Origin of the sequence: Sinorhizobium sp. 6-70, assembly GCF_030124375.1 — a bacterium.
Lineage (GTDB): Bacteria > Pseudomonadota > Alphaproteobacteria > Rhizobiales > Rhizobiaceae > Sinorhizobium.
This window is the reverse complement of the sequence record NZ_JASKLS010000003.1, coordinates 335732-355326: the sequence shown is the minus strand read 5'-3', so window position 1 is coordinate 355326 and position 19595 is coordinate 335732. Positions and strand designations below refer to the sequence as shown.

The 19595-nt window shown below is 60.3% G+C and carries 15 protein-coding genes; 8 read left to right on the top strand and 7 right to left on the bottom strand.

Annotation, left to right across the window (positions count from 1 at the left end; translation table 11 throughout):
* The 5 genes from QN222_RS08800 to QN222_RS08780 form a co-directional block, all read right to left on the bottom strand.
* The coding region (locus tag QN222_RS08800; RefSeq protein WP_284005368.1) for an ABC transporter ATP-binding protein at positions 1 to 476 on the bottom strand (476 nt) is incomplete at its 3' end.
* Entirely contained in the window at positions 476 to 1195 is a 720-nt protein-coding gene (locus tag QN222_RS08795; protein ID WP_283961487.1) for an ABC transporter ATP-binding protein, read from the bottom strand. The genes QN222_RS08800 and QN222_RS08795, both read right to left, overlap by 1 nt.
* Positions 1196 to 1298: 103 nt before the next feature.
* Positions 1299 to 2579, bottom strand: coding sequence for an ABC transporter substrate-binding protein (locus QN222_RS08790; RefSeq protein WP_284005391.1), 1281 nt, complete (start codon positions 2577 to 2579; stop codon positions 1299 to 1301).
* Between the two features lie 49 nt (positions 2580 to 2628).
* Positions 2629 to 3690 carry a maleylacetate reductase gene (locus tag QN222_RS08785; RefSeq protein WP_283961488.1) on the bottom strand — a complete coding sequence of 354 codons (1062 nt, stop codon included), beginning with the start codon at positions 3688 to 3690 and terminating at the stop codon, positions 2629 to 2631.
* Entirely contained in the window at positions 3687 to 4562 is an 876-nt protein-coding gene (locus QN222_RS08780; RefSeq protein ID WP_283961489.1) for a dioxygenase, read from the bottom strand. The genes QN222_RS08785 and QN222_RS08780 overlap by 4 nt, the downstream gene beginning before the upstream one ends.
* 93 nt (positions 4563 to 4655) lie before the next feature.
* Between QN222_RS08780 and QN222_RS08775 the strand changes: the two genes are divergently transcribed.
* Both QN222_RS08775 and pepT read left to right on the top strand, forming a co-directional pair.
* Entirely contained in the window at positions 4656 to 5606 is a 951-nt protein-coding gene (locus QN222_RS08775) for a LysR family transcriptional regulator (RefSeq protein WP_283961490.1), read from the top strand.
* Between the two features lie 119 nt (positions 5607 to 5725).
* The gene (pepT, locus tag QN222_RS08770) at positions 5726 to 6958 is read left to right on the top strand and encodes a peptidase T (protein WP_283961491.1); all 1233 of its coding nucleotides are present in this window, start codon (positions 5726 to 5728) and stop codon (positions 6956 to 6958) included.
* 248 nt (positions 6959 to 7206) lie between these two features.
* Here the strand turns inward: pepT and QN222_RS08765 are convergent, their stop codons facing one another.
* Positions 7207 to 8607: a 4Fe-4S binding protein gene (locus QN222_RS08765; protein ID WP_283961492.1), complete on the bottom strand. Its 1401-nt coding sequence runs from the start codon at positions 8605 to 8607 to the stop codon at positions 7207 to 7209.
* Between the two features lie 267 nt (positions 8608 to 8874).
* Complete coding sequence (locus QN222_RS08760) at positions 8875 to 9420, bottom strand: iron transporter (protein ID WP_283961493.1); 546 nt, start codon at positions 9418 to 9420, stop codon at positions 8875 to 8877.
* Positions 9421 to 9710: 290 nt separating this feature from the next.
* Between QN222_RS08760 and QN222_RS08755 the strand changes: the two genes are divergently transcribed.
* The 6 genes from QN222_RS08755 to QN222_RS08730 all read left to right on the top strand — a co-directional run bounded on the left by QN222_RS08755 (position 9711) and on the right by QN222_RS08730 (position 19564).
* On the top strand, positions 9711 to 10760 hold the full coding sequence (locus QN222_RS08755; protein WP_283961494.1) for a GH25 family lysozyme: 1050 nt from the start codon (positions 9711 to 9713) through the stop codon (positions 10758 to 10760).
* Positions 10761 to 11103: 343 nt separating this feature from the next.
* A complete protein-coding gene (locus tag QN222_RS08750) occupies positions 11104 to 11493 on the top strand; it encodes a hypothetical protein (protein WP_283961495.1) in 390 nt (129 codons plus the stop codon).
* 864 nt (positions 11494 to 12357) lie between these two features.
* Complete coding sequence (locus QN222_RS08745) at positions 12358 to 13302, top strand: glycoside hydrolase family 19 protein (RefSeq protein WP_283961496.1); 945 nt, start codon at positions 12358 to 12360, stop codon at positions 13300 to 13302.
* A 79-nt stretch (positions 13303 to 13381) separates the two neighbouring features.
* On the top strand, positions 13382 to 15406 hold the full coding sequence (locus QN222_RS08740) for a C1 family peptidase (RefSeq protein ID WP_283961497.1): 2025 nt from the start codon (positions 13382 to 13384) through the stop codon (positions 15404 to 15406).
* Positions 15354 to 17273 carry a caspase family protein gene (locus QN222_RS08735; protein ID WP_283961498.1) on the top strand — a complete coding sequence of 640 codons (1920 nt, stop codon included), beginning with the start codon at positions 15354 to 15356 and terminating at the stop codon, positions 17271 to 17273. The genes QN222_RS08740 and QN222_RS08735 overlap by 53 nt, the downstream gene beginning before the upstream one ends.
* Positions 17274 to 17746: 473 nt before the next feature.
* Positions 17747 to 19564 carry a hypothetical protein gene (locus QN222_RS08730; RefSeq protein WP_283961499.1) on the top strand — a complete coding sequence of 606 codons (1818 nt, stop codon included), beginning with the start codon at positions 17747 to 17749 and terminating at the stop codon, positions 19562 to 19564.
* The last annotated feature ends 31 nt before the right edge of the window (positions 19565 to 19595 follow it).

Below are 19595 nucleotides of genomic sequence, written 5' to 3'. Positions count from 1 at the left end.
TCGCAGAGCAGCACGCTCGGGTTTGACATCAGCGCCCGGCCGATCGCCACCATTTGCTGCTGGCCGCCGGAGAGCGCCATCGCCGGACTCCTGCGCCGTTCCTTGAGCACCGGAAAGAGCGCATAGAGGCTATCCAGCGTCCATTGCCCCTGAGCCTTGCGGCCGTAAGCGCCCACCAGCAGGTTTTCCTCGACAGTCAGCGACGGAAAGAGCTTGCGTCCTTCCGGCACCATGGCGATACCTCGGGCAAGGACATCGGGCGCAGGGAGGGCGCCAATCGGTGTGTTGTTGTGGAGGATAGCCCCCGGTTCATTGGCAAGAACGCCGGAAATCGAGCGCATCAGCGTCGTCTTGCCGGCCCCATTCGCACCAATGATGGCGATCGTCTCGCCCGCTTCGACAGCGATGTCGATGCCGAAAAGCGCCTGGAAATCGCCGTAGAAGGCCGTCAGCCCCTTGGTTTCGATCAGCGCCATCAGATCTCGATCCCCAGGTAGATTTCGCGCACCTCGCGCGAGGCCATGATTTCATCCGGCTTGCCGATGCCAATCACCCTGCCGAAATGCAGCACCAGAAGGCGTTCGACGACGGAGTTCAGCGCGTGTAGCACGTGTTCGATCCAGATCACGGCAACGCCTTTGGCATGGATGGCGCGAATGGTGGCCACCAGCGAGCGGTATTCGCCCTCGGCCAAGCCGCCGGCGATCTCGTCGAGGAGCAGGAGCTTCGGTTCGGTGGCGAGCGCTCGAGCCAATTCCAGCCGCTTGCGCTGCAAGAGCGTCAAGCCGCCGGCCAGCACGTTGGCCTTGTCGATCAGCCCGGTGTCGACAAGGATTCCTGCGCAGCGGTCGGAAACCTCCGCTTCCTGTCGCCGCGTCCCGAAGGAACCGGCGACAAGCAGGTTCTCGAAGACGGTCAGTTGCTCGAACGGCTGCGGTATCTGGAATGTCCGCCCCATTCCCGAGAGGCAGCGCACCATCGGTGGGACGCGGGTCACGTCCGCGCCGCAGAAGTGGACCGTTCCGCTGTCCGGCGCGATGTTGCCGGTGATGAGGTTGAAGAGCGTGGATTTTCCCGCGCCGTTCGGCCCGATGATGCCGAGCGCTTCTCCCTCGCCGACCGCAAAGGAGATCTGCTCGGCGACCGTCAAAGCACCGAACTTCTTCGACACCTCTTCCAGTCTGAGAATTGCCATTCACGTTCCTCCCGTGAACAAAGTCCCCTCCTGCCGTCCCACGCGGCGGCAGGGCGTTATCCCGTCTCGATCGATATCGATTCAAAGGGTTAGCGGCTGTAGATCAGGCGATCGGCTCCATCTTGCCGCCGACGGGAATGTTCGGCGCCGTCTTGTTGTCGGTAATGATGAGGTCGTAGCCGCCGCCGTCCTTAAGCCGCCACTGGCCGCCGACGAGCGGCGTCTTCGCAACGTTCTTCGCGGCGAAGGGAGGCAGGTTCTTTCCGTCCCAGGCAATCGGCCCAACGAGAGTATTGAGCCTTGTGGCGGCGATCGCTTCCGCGACGGCATCGCCGTCGGTTGGGTCGGCCGTCCGCTTCATCACGTCGACCGCCAGTTCGAAAAGCGCGTGGGCGAAGCCGATCGGTTGCGTCCAGGGCCGGTTGGTGGCCTTGGTGAAGCTGGCGGCGACTTCAGCCGAACTTTCGCCGGTCAACGACGACTTGAACGGATGGCTGGGCGTCCACCAGACTTCCGACGAAAGATTGTGTCCGGCATTGCCGAGCGCTTCGACCGCCTGCGGGAACAGGAGTGCCTTGCCGATCGACGCGATCTTCGGCGCGAAACCCTGCTGCTTGGCCTGGTTCCAGAAGGTCGTGAAATCCGGGGGGATGACGACGCCGGTGACGATCTCGCACTGACCGGACTTGAAGGCGTTGATCTGCGCCGAGAAGTCGTCTGTCATGTTCTGATAACGGCCGGGATCAGTGAGCGCGTAGCCCATCTTGTCCAGGACGGGCGGGAAGCCGACCGTCTTGTCGCCCCAGGCATTGCCGTCGCCGTCATTGGGAAAGAGACCAGCCACCTGCTTGTTGGTCTCGATTTGCGACCACATGTTGGTGAAGACGGCAATGACGTCTTCGAGCCCCCAGAAGAAATGATAGGCATAGTCGAAGGGCTTCCAGGACGTCGGGTCGCCCGGATTGCCCTGTTGGCCGATGAACCACGGTTGCCAGGGAGAAACCGTCGAAATGCAGGGCATTTCCTCCGCTTCGCAGATGGTCGCGACCGGATTGGTCGTTTCCGGCGTGGACGCCACCAGCACGAGGTTGACCTCGTCGGTTACGATCAGTTCCTTGGCGACCTCTGCCGCGCGGTTCGGGTTAGACTGACTGTCCTTGACGACGACCTCGTAGTTGAGGCCCATCGTCTTGGTCGCCGCCAGGAAGCTGTCGATGACGAACTTGTCGGCCTCGCCAAAGGCGGCAAGCGGCCCGGTCTGCGGGCTGACATAGCCAAGCTTGATCGGCGCGCTCTGTGCGATCGCCGGCATTGTGAGGCCGGACGTGACGGCAAACGCCCCCGTCGCCGCCGTGGTCTTCAAAAAATCACGCCTGGTAAACATCTTTCCTCCCATTTCCCTCTCCTCCCAAAGAGCGTTTTCGACGAGCGCTTCAGCGTGCCGGCCGCTTGCCCTCCCAGGCATCCTGCAGCAGGTCACGGATGGATCGCCGATCGACCGGCCGCGGATTCCAATAGGGATTTTCCGTCGCGATCTGCGCGGCACGATCGAGATCGGGCTCGCCTAGGCCCAGATCCTTCAACGCCAGCGGCGCGCCGATCTCGTTGGCGAACTCCCAAAGACCGCCGCCGACCGAACCGCCGAAGATCTCGGCGATCGGAGCCAACAGTTCCGGGACCGCGGCGGCGTTGTAGCCGGCGGTATGCGGCAGCATGATCGCGTGCGTTTCGGCATGTGGCGTATCGAAAGTGCCGCCGAGCGTGTGACAGATCTTGTGGTGCAGTGCCATGCCGACGGTGCCAAGCACGGTGCCGCAAAGCCAGGCGCCATAAAGCGCGTCGGCCCGCACGGCCATGTCCCGCGGGGACTTGGCTATTTTCGGCAGGCTCGTCCTGAAGGCGCGGAGCCCCTCGATCGCCATCAGAGTGGAGATCGGGTTTCGATCCTGCGCGTAAAGCGCCTCGACCGCGTGCGCCATGGCGTTCAGGCCGCTGTTGACGCTCATGCCGACAGGGAGCCCCAGCGTTAGTGCCGGATCGTAGATCACGACTTCGGGCAGGATGCTCGGATGACGCACGGTCGTCTTGCGGCCGCCCTCGGTCTGGCCGAGGATCGGCGTCACCTCCGAGCCCGCATAGGTCGTCGGAATGACGATCTGCGGCAGGTCTATGCGGTAGGCAATCGCCTTGCCGAGACCGGTGGTCGAGCCGCCGCCGAGTGAAACGATGCAATCGGCGCCGGTTCTTGCAACGACCTCCATCGCCTTTTCGGTCACGTCGACCGGCGTATGCATGACGGCGCCCGCAAAAACCCCGGCAGAAAGCGGCCCGAGGCGTTCGGCCAGCGCTTCGGCGTCGGCTTGCTGCTGCGGGGTCGAGAGCACGAGTGCTTTCTTGCAGCCGATTTTCTCCACCCATTCCCCGGCGGCAGCACCCTTTCCTTCGCCGAAGATGATATGAGCAGGGCTGCTGCTATAGACGAAATTGCGGTTCATGCGTCCGCTCCTTGCCTTTTGCGCGCCATTACGAAGGTGAAATCGAGACGCCAGGCTGGCGCGCCCTTCCCGTCCAGCGGCTTGAACTCGCGAACCAGCGCCTCCTTGACCCCGAAGATCGCATCCTCGCCGAGATGGGGGTCGCTGCCGTCGTAGACATGTGTCGTGATCGTCTCGAAGCCGGGCGCGCTGACGATGAAATGAAGGTGGGCGGGGCGGCACAGCGGATAGCCGGCCTGGCGCAAAAGCTTGCCGACAGGACCGTCATCCGGGACACGATAGCCGCACGGCTTGACCGTCCTGTAGCAAAACGCGCCTGCCTCGTCCGTCCTGAAAATGCCGCGCAGATTGAATTCCGGCTGAAGATCGGGCTGCTGGTTCTCGTAAAAGCCTTCGGCATTGGCCTGCCAGGTGATGACCTCTGCGCCCGCGATGGGATGACCATCCAGGTCCCGGACGAATCCGAACACCTCGAGCGTTTCTCCAATGCCGTCCAAAGAAATGTTGCTGCCCGAAGGCAACTCGGGCGCATCGGCACGAAAGAACGGTCCGCGAACCGTATTCGGGGTCGCGCCCGTCGGCCGACGCGAATTGATTTCCTCGACAAGAGCCGAGGCGCCGATGAGATCGGAAAGCAGCACCCATTCCTGGCGGCGCTCGTCCGAGGCATGTCCGACGTCCGTTAGAAAGGCTATGACATTGCGCCAATCCGCAGGGGTCGGCCGCAGCTCTCTGATAAGCTGATGAAGGTGCGTGACAACCGCTGCCAGCATCTGCGGCAACAGCTTGTCGTTCGATTGCGGAAGTCGTTGCGCGAAGATCTCGGACGAGTTTGCCTCGCTGAAATTCAACGCCAGTGGCCGCGACGACATACTCTCCTCCAAAGCATCGGCTGGTACCCGCAAGCTAATCCAGGACGAGGAGTGCGTTGATGATTTTATTTCCAACTAGTATAACCGATTGTTATGAAGTTCGATGAGCGCCATCTGATCCAGCTCGCCGCGGTCGTAAAGGCCGGCGGCGTGACCGAGGGGGCGGCCCTGCTCGGGTTGTCGCAGCCAGCTGTCTCACGCACGCTTTCCTTGCTGGAACGACGCGTCGGTGAACCGCTCTTCATCAAGGGCCGCAGGCCTTTGCAGCCGACGCCGCTCGGGCGCGCTTTGGCCGACCATGGCCAGATCATGCTGTCGGCATCGCGCAAGGCGTCCGATACGGTCGAGAGCTTCCGCGTCGGCCACAGCGGCGTCGTGCGGCTCGGAGGCACGCCTTTCTTCATGGACGGGCTAATTGCCGGCATGATCGCGGAATTCCAGAACCTTTATCCCGATGTCCGCGTCGACCAGAGCTACGGCTACTTTCCCGACCTTCGCGCGGCGCTCAAGGCGGACCAGATCGACCTTGCCATCTGTCCTATCGATATTCTCGACGAAGGATCGGGGCTTGAGTTCCAACAGATATTGCCGGGGCGCAACGTGGTCGCATGCCGGGTGACGCATCCGCTGTTGATGAAGCGGAAGCCGCAACCTGCGCACTTGCTCGACTTTCCATGGATCGCACCGCCGCCCGGCAGCCCGCTGCTTGCCGACCTGCGCAGCATGCTTCTCTCGTTCGGTGCGACCGAGATCAAGATCCGCTATTCCGGCGGTTCATTGATGAGCGTCGTCAACTATATGAAGGCGGCGGATGCATTGACGATCCTGCCCCACAGCGTCGTCTTTGCGCTCAGGAACGAGAAATCCATCACCGCGCTACCTATCTCAATTCCGCATCCTGAGCGCGCACTGGGACTGCTCAAACGCTCGGATGCCCCGCGCACGCCCGCAGTCGACCAATTCGCCCGGCATGTGCGCACAGGGTTCGAAAACCTCAAGCATCTCATCAAGCGGCACGAGCAATCCGTCATCTGGGGGGCATGAGGTTTAGCTCTCCGCGGCACAAAGAGGGACGCGAATCCCGGTCCGGTAAAAAATGCATTCACGGAAAGGCCGGCGAAGGCTATAGCGATGCCAACGCTGATGAACAGATTGGAGCTGCCATGACCGACACCGTTACCGATCGCTTCCTCCGCTATGTCGTCATCGACACCCAATCGGATCCCAAGTCGTCGACGCAGCCCTCGACTGAAAAGCAGAAGAATCTTGGCCGGATATTGGTCGAGGAATTGTTGGCGATCGGGCTTGCCGATGCGCATCTCGATGAGCACGGCTACGTCTATGCGACGATCCCGTCGAATGTCGACAAGTCGGTGCCCGTGATCTGCTTCTGCTCGCACATGGATACCGCGCCCGATTTCACCGGCACCAACGTCAAGCCGCAGGTGGTGCGAAACTATGCCGGCGGCGACATCCGGCTTCCCGGCGATCCCCAGCAGGTCATTCGCGTCAGCGACCATCCCGAGCTTGGCAATCAGATCGGCAACGACATCATCACCACCGACGGCACGACGCTGCTCGGTGCCGACGACAAAGCCGGCCTCGCCGAAATCATGACGGCGGCGCAAGTCCTCGTCGACAATCCGGACATCAAGCACGGCACGATCAAGCTTCTTTTCACGCCGGACGAAGAAGTCGGCCGCGGCGTCGACAAGGCCGACCTCAAGAAGCTCGGAGCCGCGTTCGGCTATACCGTGGACGGTGAAACGGCCGGCCATATCGAGGACGAAACCTTCTCGGCCAACGGCGTCGACATCACCATTCAGGGCGTCGCCATCCATCCAGGCTTCGCCAAAGGCAAGATGGAAAACGCCATCAAGATCGCGGGCGCGATCATCGACCGCTTGCCGAAGGACATTGCACCGGAGACGACCGCAGGCCGGGACGGCTTCATCCATCCGATCGGCGTGACCGGATCGATGGAAAAAGCCACCCTTGGCTTCATTGTCCGCGACTTCGATGAAGCCGGTCTTGCCGTCAAGGAGAAGATGCTCGAGGACATCGTGAAACGCGTCATGGCGGAGTTTCCCCGTTCGAGCTACGCGTTCGAGGTGAAGGAGCAGTACCGCAACATGAAGGCGATCCTCGATCGCCATCCGCAGATCGTCGAGAACGCCGTGGAGGCGATCCGGCGCGCCGGCATGACACCGGTGCGCGGCAGCATCCGGGGCGGCACCGATGGTTCGAGGCTCTCCTATATGGGCCTGCCCTGCGCCAACATCTTCGCCGGTGGCCATGCCTTCCATTCACCGCTCGAATGGATCAGCCGGCAGGACATGGAGAGAAGCGTCAACACGCTCGTCGAGCTCGCCAGAATCTGGGAAGAGCGCGCTTAGAACATCCTGGTTCGGGCTGCTGGCCGGCCACGGCCAGCGCTAGATCACGGTGATTTTACGTCCGATCGACCTAAATCATAAACGTGATCGATTCTAATGCGCTAGCGCGGGATGCGGGCGGAAAACCGTACACACTTTTCCTCATCCCGCGCTGGCATTGTTCAGTCCCTTGCCCCGCGGCAGATAGCCGGATATGCGCGGTTTGCAAGCGAGAGTACGGCCGTCTTGACGCCGGAAAGCGGCACCCGTTACCAGCCCCAGAAAAACAGGAACCAGCCCGAAGTGGCGATCGCAACCGCAAGCCCAATGCTCGCAAGCGCCATCATGCGGCGCCCTGGCGGCTTGCAATAAAGCCCTGTGACGCGCCAGCAGAGCACACCGGACCAGCCGCTTGCGAGGAAGAGCATCGCTCCGCGCGCTTCATCGACCCACGGCAGATCGATCCCATCCATGCGAAGCTGGGTGACCGACAGCGCGGACAGTCCGAGGAAGACGCCGGCGGCCGCGAGCGGGATGAGGGTTTGCGCGAGATGATGAAACCGCGCCGCGTTCCAGCGACCAAGGCACAGTGTGGCAAGCGAAAGCAGCAGCGTGATCGCGAGCCCGACGGCGAGCGCCGTCGTGAGCACGTAGAGAACGAGGATCGCCCCATCGAGCAGAGACAATACGTCGTTTCTCTCGGGATAGTTCGTGAGTACCCACCAGGGCGGGGAAACCTCCAGCGGCCACAGCACGCCGCACTCGACAAGCCATTCGGCAACCCATTGTTTTGCCGCGTTGAACCAGGGGCTCACGCTCCAATGGAAGGCGCCGAAAGCAACACCCATCAGCCCGAAGACGATTAGCACCGTTTCCCACGGGTTCGGATGTTTCCCCGCCACATGCACGATCTCATGAAGGGGCGACCGCCGCGCGAGCCGGATCGCCCCGCGGAATCCGCTGCACCGGCCGCACATATGGCAATCACTTGCGCCCCGCATGGTCTTTAGCGGCACCAGAGGCGCACAGTTGACGGCGCCCGGTTTCAACCCTGCGCGTTGTGTCTCCCGCCAAATCTCGGCATCGACGCGGAAATGGAGCGGCGCCAGCTTGGCGAGCAGGCCAAACACGCCGCCGACCGGGCATAGATAGCGGCACCACACGCGCTTTTCCTTGCCGTAGAGATAACCCACGACAGCGGCCGCCAGCGTCGACCCGCCGAGCACCAGCAACGCCGGTTTCGGATACTGATAGACGCTGACCATCTGGCCGTAGAGCGTCGTGCCGGCAAAGGCGACCGTCGGCCATCCGTTCCATTTGACCCAGCGCGGGATACCACCTCCCCGTCCGTGTCGGCTGCTGAATTCGGAAATCGCCCCCTCGGGGCAAAGAAGCCCGCACCACACGCGCCCGACAAGCGCCGTCGCAAGCAGGACCATCGGCCACCATATGCCCCAGAACGCAAACTGCGCGAAGCGGGTGAAATCGTCCCAGATATGCGCGGCGTTGCCCGGCATCGGCAAGAACGCCGGCACGACGAGCAGCACCGCATAGACCGAAACGACGCTCCATTGAAGCCAGCGGACCTGCCTTTGGTACCGCGCCAGCCAGTCGCCGATGCGCTGCCAGACATCACGTTGTGGACGCGACAAAAGCACAGTCACGGTCATGCGACGGCCCGCCGCTTCGCCCGGTCAGCCTGCGTTTCTTCGAGCGAGACCTTAAGTCCCGCGCATGGCAAGAAGGTTTGGAGAATTGGCGCCATGATAGGTCCGGGTATCGCTGTGGCGGGGTGCGAAGAGGCCGCATTGCCGCGGCCTCCGGCTGTAGGGCGCGGCGTCCATCGTCAAGATCGGCCGTCAAGATCGGCCGCCCCGTTCATGCCGTGGGACAGGTCCTAGAGCGTCCTTTGTGCGTTCATTTGAACGCACGGCGCTCTAGTAGCCGCCCTTTTTCCCCACGCCGGCGTAGGTGAATTCATATTCGACGCTAAATGCCTCGGGCCATGGCGCGACCCCTGTTTCCTTATCCACGTGACGACCGAAATGGGCCGTCTCGTCATGCGATTCCGAGTGGATGGTCAGCTCCAGTCTGTATTTGCCCGGCCCCATGAGCTTGACGTTGTCGCCATAGTGAGGCCCGTCGCTCGCGACCATGGGCATGAAGGAACCTGCTGTCTCCTCGCCGGTGTCGGCTTTGGTCAACCGATACTCGACGTGGAGGTTGGGCAACCAGTCCCCTTCCACAAAGCCGTTCTTGTTATCGGCTGCGGCGTGAACGTCCGCCTCCAGATGGATATCGGCTTCGGCTGCCGGGATCATCACGCCGGGAGGATCCATTTCGATCGGCTGAAGGTAGACGGCTGCGATCTCCATACCGTGACGCAACAACGGATCGCCGATCCGGCATTCCGCCGCGGACGCCAACGAGACGCCCGTGACGAGGATGCCGACCGATGCGAGCGGAAGCAATTTGAAGCACATGCGTGATTTTCCTTCCCGGGAAGTGAGCCAATCGGCTCTTATTTATGAGTTGTTTTCTCACCTTTTATGCGCGCGATATTTGAAGATCATTGCGCTGGAGCAAACAACTCGCGTCCCGGTTCCACACCCGTTTCGCGGCAGCGGCTTCTGCGGCCGCCTCTCGATCGCAAAGAAATCCGACGGCGGTAAAGATCGGATTCAGTCTTTCTTGGTAATTTTCCGTTAGCAATTCCCGTCAGTGGGTTCGACGGCTGTTCCGCTGTCACCGAAAGTCTTGCGTACGGGTTCCTATGCGTTTCTCAGCTGTGCCAGTGCTCCTCCTTGCCGGCCTCGTTTTGTCGGGCTGCGGATTCAGTTCCAATCGGGAAAGGGTTGCCGCTCAGCAACCGTCACGGGAAACGACGAGCTCCGTTGCCCAGTCGCTCAAGCCCATGCCTGTCGCGAATGTCGGCGCGGCTGCTTCGCAAGCGGCGCCGCCGCAGGAAATGCTCGCCTGGGCGGGGTCTGTTCCAGAGCCGCAGGCGTTCGTGCCGGTGGCCAGAACTGCCGGCATGCCCGTCCCTTCGGAAAGACCTATCGCCCTGCTCACGCCGGAAAACCCGGCGATCGAGGAGGCGCCGTCAACGCGCGGGCAAATCTACAGTCATCGCTTCCGCGACGCCAAACCGATCAATTTCGGCTCCCGCTCGCCGAGGAAGCTTGCCGTGCACGGCGTCGACGTTTCGCGCTGGCAGGGCGAGATCAACTGGGCGAAGTTGCGGACGCAGGGCGCGAACTTCGCCTACATCAAGGCGACGGATGGCGGCGACCATCTCGATCCGATGTTCAAGAAGAACTGGCGCAGGGCCAAGGAAGCCGGGCTCAAACGCGGCGCCTATCACTTCTTTTACTGGTGCCGAACCGCCGGCGAACAGGCCGACTGGTTCATGCGTAACGTGCCGAGGGAAGCCGGCGCACTGCCGCCGGTCATCGACGTCGAGTGGAACGGCGAGTCGAGCTGCAAGAGGCGCCCCTCGCGCGAACGTGTCCTGGAAAAGATGCAGGTCTTCATGGACAAGCTGGAAAGGCACTACGGCCAACGGCCGATCATCTACACTGCGCCGGATTTCTATCGCGACAACCTGAAGGGCGCCTTCCCGAACCATCCATTCTGGCTGCGCTCGGTGGCCGCTCACCCGTCCAAGGTCTATCCGGGACGGAAATGGCTCTTCTGGCAATATTCCGGCTCTGGCCTCTCGCACGGCGTGGACGGCAGGATTGACCTCAACGTGTTCCACGGTAGCGAGAACGAGTGGCATCGCTGGGCGGCTGCAGGGGCCAGCCTGGCGAGCCGCGACTAGCCTTACCGTTCAGCAAGGAACAGGCGCCAGCGACGACCTCCTCTTGAGCTTGCCCGCGAATTCCGACGCAGCCTGGGTGTGGCGCACGACCCCTGGGGCTCATAAAAGCCTTTGTGGCCGGCCGCGTGCGGGCATCCGTCCCGCGCCATGGGCGCTGGTTGATGCGGATCAAGGATCGAAAGAACTCCTCGGCTTAACTTTTCTTCGAAACGCCGTGCGTTTCGACGTAGACTGACGGCTCGGTAAAAGTCCCTTCTACGCTCTTTGGCAGTGCGGCGGACCGTTCGGGAGGCCGCTTTGCCGACTGGACAAATGACGAGCCCGAGACCGAGGAGTCGTGTCGATGCCCAGCATGATCGCAACCCCTATGACCAATTCTCCGTCGCCAGGCTGGCCGGCGATGGCCGATGGTGCGAAATACCTTCTCTCGATGGGACGCTTCCAGGCGGAGGCCTTGAGGATGACGCTGCGTTACCAGGTCGAGATGCTGAATTTCCTGAAGAGCCGGCGCGAACAGGACCTGAAGCTACTCGAGGACTTGCTCTCGCCGGAGCATCTCAACGAAACCTTCGATCTCTATTGCAGCTTCTGGCAGAACGCAGTTCTCGACTATTCGGACGAGGCGGCACGCATTGCGGAGATCGGCTCGGACATGGCAGCCGAGACGGCAAAGCAGGTTCGCGAGGACAAGGAATTGCTGACCAAGGACATGGCCGGGCAAACGGTCATGTGAGTGCGGCTTCTCGTCTCAACTCAACAGAACCGTCGACCTCTTGGGGACTAATTGCAAATTCCGCAGCGATAGCAGATGGCCGCGGCACAAAACTTCATGACGATCGGAGTTGACTCGCGTCGTCAGGAGCTGATTGGGCGAGCCCCTGAGATCGCGGGTGCAAATCAAATTCGAGCCTCTGTGGAAGCTACGGTTCCGGTGAAAACTGCGCCAACCCCAGTCGGCAGCGATGTTACACATGTAACAAGCGTCAGCGCGTCAACGCGGTATGATGATTTATGCTGATGGGAGTGCCGCTGACAGGAGTTGGGCAATGCGTTTGCCGGGTAGACACCGAGCGTCACGACAGTCAACGGCATATAGTTCGTAATTTCTTGAAGCTTGGTTAGGACCCGGGAAGCCGAACAACGTTGCGCACAACGTTTGTTGTAGATCTGCGCTCGTTTTCAGCCGCGCCGTATTTCTCCCGCGCCCACCCGCTGATTTTTCGATGCTTAGACCCGGACAATCGAACACGCATGGACGTCCATGGCGCGGGGAGAGAACTCGCGACCACTTGGAACAAGGCGAAACAACACTTTTGGGGTGGTCATCATGCGAAACGTTCACCTAAATACACGCACCAAAGATATGTCGGTGTGTGCATATAGCGGGTGCTGGGAGGGAAAGCCGACAGCATCATCTCTTCCCAAGGCCATATCATCGCCTACTCGGACCGGCTCCAGGGAAACAATCCCGGTCTTCATCCAACCTCGGCCGCCTTTGTCATTAACCGCGAAACATTGGGCGCAACGCTCAACGCATTCGGATTCCAATCACCGATGTCCTGTTCTCTCAGGTGAGCCTTGAACATAGGAGGCACGAATGCCATTCGATCGCACATTCTTCTTCAATCAGGTTCGGCCCATGTTCGGTGGCCGGCTGACTCAAGGTCAAGTAGGCGGGATGTCGGCCATACTCGACGAGTGGGAGCTGAGACTTCCAGACGGCGACCCGCGCTGGCTGGCTTATATGCTTGCCACGACGTTCCATGAAACGGCCCGGCAGATGACGCCGGTGAAGGAGGCCTATTGGCTCTCCGAAGCCTGGCGACGGCGCAACCTTCGCTATTATCCCTACTACGGGCGTGGATATGTCCAGTTGACCTGGCGGGACAACTATCGACGCGCCGGCGACCATGTCGGCGAAAATCTCGCCGACAACCCCGATCTGGCTCTGCGGCCGGACTATGCAGCCGCCATCATGTTTGCCGGCATGGGGGAAGGTTGGTTTCGAGCCGACAGCCGCGGCCGGCACAGTTTGGCGCGGTACTTCAAGCACAACGTAAACGACCCTGTCGGAGCGCGCGCCATCATCAACGGGTACGAACCAGGGATTGCAGAAGCGATTGCGCGGTATCACGCAAGGTTTCTTGGAGCCTTCCGGCTCGTTGTGCCCGTCAGAGGCGGGCTGGAGACTGCTTTTGCGCCAGAGCTCGTGCAAGGGATCGGCACGCGTTCGGCGATCCCGATCGCCGCAGCCCATTACGACGACGGTTCGGAATTCATGGAGACACCCAGGGCTCCATTATCCCCCGTCGGAGCCATGGACAACGACGGGGCGCAACCGGATCCGATCTTGCAGATGACCGCCGAGATCGTGACCGGGTTCGTGAGCAACAACAAGCTCGATCCCTCCAAGATATCCGAACTGATCGCGGACGTTTACTTCGCCCTTTCGAACTCCGACGACTTGTCTCGCCGCCGGCAGCTTGTCGAACCGGACGCCCAGCATCTCGAAGGGGAGGAAGCGGAGCCGCGCGCCGCCTAGTTCATGAAGATGACGCCCAGCTTTGCATGCCGGGCGTCAGCCAATCAGAAACCCATTCTGGCTTTTGGCGCCTATGACCATGCAGGTTTTTTCTCGCGAGCGGCAGGAGACGGTACGCAATGTTCCGCGCGATCCAACTGATTTGCGCGATCAGATCTACACGCCGAACCTTCGCCCTCTCCTCCCGGCGCTGTCGCCGTCAGAACTCGTTCTTGATGCGCTGAAAAGCGCCGAGCCTCTGTACTGGCTGCCGAGAAATCAGGGCGTGGAGGGCACGTGCAGCGCCCAGGCGCTCGCCAGTCTCATCGATCTCCAGAGAATGCTCAGTTGCCAGGATGCAGCTGCCAACGTGCCGGTCAGCGCTCGCATGCTTTACGAGATGGCTCGACTGCGCGAATCAGCTGACGGCGATGAGGGCCTTTCCCTTAGGGAGGTCATCAAAGGCTTCTACCACCATGGCGTTTGCTCCGACGATCTCTGGAAGTACGAACCAGGCAATCCCTGCGGGACGCTGAACGTCAGGCGTGCCAAGGCGGCACGCGAAGTGTCGCTCGGCGCCTATTATCGCCTGCGTCCGAGCCTCAACGATTATCACGCGGCCCTGAACGAAGTTGGACCCGTCCTTGTTTCCGCCGCGACCCACACCGGCTGGAATATCGAAGCCGTGCGCGCGAATGAAGGCAAGATCATACAGTCGACCGGAGACGGAGGCGGCCATGCCTTTGTCGTCGTCGGCTACGACAGCACGGGCTTTCTCGTGCTGAATTCGTGGGGGACGGAATGGGGCAGCTATCTCGGCTGCAACGGATTGGGCCACTGGTCCTATCAGGACTGGGCCGACAACATCTTCGATGGCTGGGTACTTCGGCTGGGCGTTTCCACCCCCGGCGCCTTCGACCTCTCAATCGGAAACCAGGGCATCTTTTTTGCTCGCAAGCCTGCCCGGGTTGCTGGTGTCCCGGGTTACGAGGTGTTGGGCCACCTCATCCACCTCGACGACGGTGAAGAAGTCAAAAGGGCGCCCTACCCATATTCCGCCAAGACATTCGACGAAACCGTCAGGTTCCTCAGCCGGGACGGCCACGACGATGAGCCCGTCGCACCAGTCTGGACGCCGGAGAACGGCCCGGCCAATCGTGGCTACCGCGGAATTCTCCTGCGGTTCGGCGGCAGTTTGCTGGGGCTCGGTCAGACCGCCCAGCAGATCGCCCGAGAAAAGAATGCGATAAAACAGCATGGTCTCTACCCGCTGACGATCGTTTGGTGCAACGACTTCATCGACCAGACCACCGCCGTCCTCTCCGGTCTTTTCACCGAAGCCACCAAGCAGATCGATGTCCGCAGCGAGCGGCTGGACCGCCTGATCGAGGACATTACACATGGGATCGGCCGGTCGTTCTGGCGCGACGTCGAGTCGGCCAGCCGGAAGTCAGCAGCAAGCAATGGTCCGGTCGATCATGTCCTGGAGTGCCTGTTGCGGCTGGATCAATATTCCTTGCACATCCTTTGCGACGGCGCTGGCGTCCTTCTCTTCCGCGACCTCATTGAGAGATGGAGACGTGACCGCGTCGCGTCGTTCCGTCTGCTCGCCAGCCGTCTCGCCAGTCTCGACTTCATCACGCCGACCATTGACGCAAAGGACTTTGCTGACGGCTTCACGCAACTGATCTCGGCGCTACCGCCCACAGACCGAACCAATGCGTCGGCTGTGGCGCTCCACGTCCCTGATTCCGCTACAGATGGAAGGCTGACCGTCGGTATGTACTCGAAGTCCATACTCGACCTCATAGAGAAGGCTTTCTCCGATCGCTCGAGCAGCCCGCCGCCGGTCTTCATCGGCAAGTCGCTTCGCAAGACTCGGATCGACGAGATCTGGAGAGATCATCCCGCCTTCTCGAAAATCCGGATCAACGAAATCTCGATCCCGCCCCGTCTCGGAGAATTGCTCCAACAGGAAGATCTTCAGCTGAAGACCGACTTCATCGGCCAGATACTCAACCGCATCGCGCCAGTGTCGGATGTCTCCGACCGGCAAAGAGGGAGGACGCGTTATGACGTCAGGCAGCAAAATATCTTTGGAAGAACTGAACAGGAAGCTTGCTGATCCCGGCCTGAGTGAGCAGGAGCTTCAAAAATACTTTCTGGTCGACGACGAGAAGTCGGGCCCATTCAACCCCGTGCTCGAGATCAATCGCGAGTTGGTCACCGTGCCCGCGACGTCGGAAGGGCGGGCCCGCAGCGCCGCACTACTGAACAGCGCGAACTTCATCTCGCGCCTTCGCCGTCAGGCCGCCTTCCACAATCGCATCGGCAGCGGAGACTACAAGGGGCCGATCATCGTCTCTGAGGGCGACAGCTGGTTTCAGTATCCCTTCCGTCTAATGGATGTCATCGACCAGTTGATGAAGCGCTATGCAATCTTCAGCCTGGACGCCGCTGGCGACACATTGTCGAACATGCTGAGACAAGCCGAATACATGGATGCGATCGAAAACACGGGAGCATCCATCTTCCTGTTCAGCGGCGGCGGCAATGATGTCGTGGCGGGCGGCAACCTCGCCGCTCATCTCTTCGATTTCGACCCTGCCTTGCCACCCGAGGCGCATCTCAGGCCCTCGTTCGAGACCATGCTGGACGATGCGATCGGCATGTACGGCAAGCTCGTTCGGCAGGTCGCCAAGGCCTTTCCGAAGGTGCATATCCTTTGCCATGGTTACGACTACACGATCCCGGCAAAGGGAAGATGGCTCGGCAAGCCGATGGAATCGCGAGGGATCAAGGATCCGCATTTCCAGCGGGCGATCGCGCGTGTCATGATCGATCGCTTCAATGAACGCCTGTTGCTGCTGCAGAGCTCATCGGCGCGGCTCAACTACATCAATTGCCGCAACATAGTGGGCGCAACGGAGTGGTTCGACGAGTTGCATCCGACAGACCACGGCTATGCCAAGGTGGCGCAGAAATTTGCGGCCCTGATCGAACAGTTCGCCTCAAAGGCACGTGACGTCGAACATAAAGCGAGCAAGGCACGCGCCGGAAGAGCCAAGGCGCCGTCCGCCGCGACAGCGGCCCTCGAAACGCCTTCCCGTACGGCTGCGACGAGTTCGCGGGCAACCGACGGGCCGTCAGGAATGTCGCTCCACATTGGCCTGAATATGGTCAGCGCCGCTCACTATGCGGGCTGGGACGGACCGCTGCGCGCCTGTGAATTCGACGCGAGCGACATGCAGGAAATCGCAGAGGGCCTCGGATACGAGACCAAGTCACTGCTCACCAAGGAGGCGACGCGCCAAAACGTCATCAGCGAGGTCAAAAGAGCCGCGAGGGATCTCAAGGAGGGTGATATCTTCCTGATCAGCTACTCGGGCCACGGCGGGCAGCTTCCGGATTTCAACAACGATGAAGACGATTCCACGGACGAAACCTGGTGCCTCTATGACGGCCAGCTTGTAGATGACGAGCTCTATGGCCTCTGGTCCGAATTCAGGTCGGGCGTCCGCGTGCTGGTGGTTTCGGACAGCTGCCACAGCGGCACCGTGGTGCGTGCCACCGTCGCCAACGGGCATGCACTGACGAACGGCCACACAGTTGCTGCGGAAATACCGCGCGCGATGCCCATCGATGTCGCCACGCGGACGTTCCGCCAGAACCGCGACTTCTATGCGCGGCTCGGCGCCTCCATCTCGCTTGGCGACGGACGCAATCTGACCCGCGAGATCGCGTCTCCGATCTCGTGCAGCGTTCGCCTGATTTCCGGATGCCAGGACAATCAGGTCTCGCTTGACGGCATCGGCAATGGCGCCTTCACCGCCGCGTTGATCTCCACCTGGAACCATGGTCGCTTCACCCGCGACTACGCCGCCTTCCACCGGGCCATCATGATGAAATTGCCACCCGATCAGACCCCCAACCACTGGCAGGTCGGACCGAGGAACCCGATTTACGATGCGCAGACACCCTTTGCGATCTGATCATTTTGACCAGGTCGCCGAGAGGACCGAGGGCGAAGATGGAACTCGGCCAGACGGCTCCCCCGTGAGGGAGCCGTTCCACCTCATCAGATCACTGGAAGGACCGTTATCGGCTCGCCGTTTCGCAAGCTGGCATCGCGGACAATAAAGACTTGGATTCACACCATCCGCAAAAATCATGGTGTAACAAATGTAACATGTCCGGCGATCGATGCGCGGTATCATATAACATTTACAAACAGCGTCCGTATCGAAGGCGATTATGCTTTCCTAGGCGACTTGATATCGAATCTCGACCATTTCTCGCCTGAAAGCTGCCGCAGGATTTATTAGTGGAGCTGGCCATGCGAAAGAAATTCCTCCTGACCCTACTTTTGGCGACCACGATAGCATGCGGGCTGGCTCCGGCCGCATCGTGGGACGCGAACGCGCAATGTAATCCGCAAATCAATCGATGCTGAGGGATGCACACCATGGGCGCGTTGGTTGACTGGTTGCGTGACCCAACAAGCCTGACATTCCTATTCGGGGCTTTGACGATCGCCTTTCATTCAAGAAAGCGGGTTGAGTCCCTGATAACACCGCCAAGAGGCGAGGAATTCGACTTCGTGCGTCTGCTTTCGCTGCCGGCAATCGTCGGCAAGAGCGTATTCCGCAAGGCCTACCTCATCTACACGGTGTCTCTCGAAATCCTCTATTTCTTCATGTGCGCATCACAGCCGATCATACGGGTCCTCGCCGATGGAACGCTCGACGGTTTTGAGGGACCGGCATGGCCGCTTGGCGCGGCCCTCATTGTCATAGGCGTTATCCCGTCCACTCCATTGTTCGCCCAAATCGAGCTTGCCCTGCGCAGCATGGCCCATAGCGTATCCAACATCCCCGATGAGTTTTTCGAGCGCGTCACCAAGCTCTCCCAGAGCGAGATCGAGGCGTATGTGGGAAGGGATCCCCGCTATGAGCCGGACCTGCAACGGTTTCGCAAGATTCAAAGCCTCGTACTTTATGCTGGCTGTTCGCGTGAAGAGGCTGACAAAGTCGCAAGGCGGACAGTGGGAGCGGAACTGTTTGCCAGATGGACGATCAACGGCCAGGACATTTGGTCGGCGGGCGAATTCGACAAATACCGCGATGTCTTGGACGTTTTGAGGCCCAGGTCCGAAAGCCTAAAGCAGGAAGTAAAGGAACTTGTTTCAAAGACCTTATCTTCCCCCGTCGTGAGATACATAATTGAAAGAAGCAACACGTCGCCAGAAGCTCCGATCAAGGACGGCGATTCACAAAGAATTCAATCCATTTCCGCCGAAATTCTCGCTGGTCCAGGGTCGACTTTCGCGTCGCTGGAGCAAGAGGACATTCGGTCCTACCTGACGCTTGCGGATCTGTGGCGCGCGAAAGCAACCGAAATCGGCATATCCAACCGCAGACTGAGTGCGCTCTTTGCGATCATTGCTCTCAATGACACGAGAGTGATGAAGGCCTATCTGCATCCGGACCGAGGCGCTCGGCCCCTGGACGTGGTGCTTAGAGAACTGCTGTTGCTCGTGCGGAAAAGCCGCAGCAAGCCTCGGCCATGGAATAACGCAGCCTTGTTGTCGACCTTTACTGCATTTCTCGGCTGCGTGATCCTGCTAACCGCATACCATAAAATACATGCTGTTTTCTTGCCCGGCCCTTCGACAGTGGGTCCGTTCGAAGAGGCTTTCTTCACCTCGGCATCACTCTTTACAAGCTTCCTCGCGGCCGGGATCTGCGCTCTTGTCATACGAACCCACAAGATCGACCAGGGTGCGTGGACAGCCTTCTCGGATATCCGGAATTTCCCGCTTTCCCAGTATGGCGGTATCGTCTTCGCCGCAATGACTTGTGCCTTCGCCACAGCCATCATTTGGGTAATTTTGTATCAGTGGAGATATGACAGCGTGACTGCGCTTTTGCAGATCGGCCAAGGAGGAATTCTTGTGCTGACGGGGTATTACGCAATCTGCTCTCTTATTCCGGCAATGTATGGCGTCGGCATCTGCGTAATAACGGATTGTGTTATCGAGAACGAAGAAAGATCCGAAGGCCTCAGGCTTCCCCTTTATTGTTTCGCGGCAATATTCATCGTGATTTATATTCTGCTTGAGACGAGCATCCTGATCGAACCTGCCTATCGGGCGACATTTCTGGTGAGCCTGGTATCCAAATCTCTGTTCTCGTTGATCGCGCTCGCGACCTTCGCTTTGAGCTTGCAGTCAAATGGTCAGGCCAGAAACCAGGCAACTCTGGCCGGTGTGCGGCCCGTGTAGATTGGAATCCCACGCATTGACACGACCTGGC

What these genes read in the sequence shown, in the direction of transcription:
- QN222_RS08795 (WP_283961487.1), bottom strand. Translation starts at nt 1,195, where the DNA reads ATGGCAATTCTCAGACTGGAAGAGGTGTCGAAGAAGTTCGGTGCTTTG.
- QN222_RS08790 (WP_284005391.1), bottom strand. Translation starts at nt 2,579, where the DNA reads ATGTTTACCAGGCGTGATTTTTTGAAGACCACGGCGGCGACGGGGGCG.
- QN222_RS08785 (WP_283961488.1), bottom strand. Translation starts at nt 3,690, where the DNA reads ATGAACCGCAATTTCGTCTATAGCAGCAGCCCTGCTCATATCATCTTC.
- QN222_RS08780 (WP_283961489.1), bottom strand. Translation starts at nt 4,562, where the DNA reads ATGTCGTCGCGGCCACTGGCGTTGAATTTCAGCGAGGCAAACTCGTCC.
- QN222_RS08775 (WP_283961490.1), top strand. Translation starts at nt 4,656, where the DNA reads ATGAAGTTCGATGAGCGCCATCTGATCCAGCTCGCCGCGGTCGTAAAG.
- pepT (WP_283961491.1), top strand. Translation starts at nt 5,726, where the DNA reads ATGACCGACACCGTTACCGATCGCTTCCTCCGCTATGTCGTCATCGAC.
- QN222_RS08765 (WP_283961492.1), bottom strand. Translation starts at nt 8,607, where the DNA reads ATGACCGTGACTGTGCTTTTGTCGCGTCCACAACGTGATGTCTGGCAG.
- QN222_RS08760 (WP_283961493.1), bottom strand. Translation starts at nt 9,420, where the DNA reads ATGTGCTTCAAATTGCTTCCGCTCGCATCGGTCGGCATCCTCGTCACG.
- QN222_RS08755 (WP_283961494.1), top strand. Translation starts at nt 9,711, where the DNA reads ATGCGTTTCTCAGCTGTGCCAGTGCTCCTCCTTGCCGGCCTCGTTTTG.
- QN222_RS08750 (WP_283961495.1), top strand. Translation starts at nt 11,104, where the DNA reads ATGCCCAGCATGATCGCAACCCCTATGACCAATTCTCCGTCGCCAGGC.
- QN222_RS08745 (WP_283961496.1), top strand. Translation starts at nt 12,358, where the DNA reads ATGCCATTCGATCGCACATTCTTCTTCAATCAGGTTCGGCCCATGTTC.
- QN222_RS08740 (WP_283961497.1), top strand. Translation starts at nt 13,382, where the DNA reads ATGCAGGTTTTTTCTCGCGAGCGGCAGGAGACGGTACGCAATGTTCCG.
- QN222_RS08735 (WP_283961498.1), top strand. Translation starts at nt 15,354, where the DNA reads ATGACGTCAGGCAGCAAAATATCTTTGGAAGAACTGAACAGGAAGCTT.
- QN222_RS08730 (WP_283961499.1), top strand. Translation starts at nt 17,747, where the DNA reads ATGGGCGCGTTGGTTGACTGGTTGCGTGACCCAACAAGCCTGACATTC.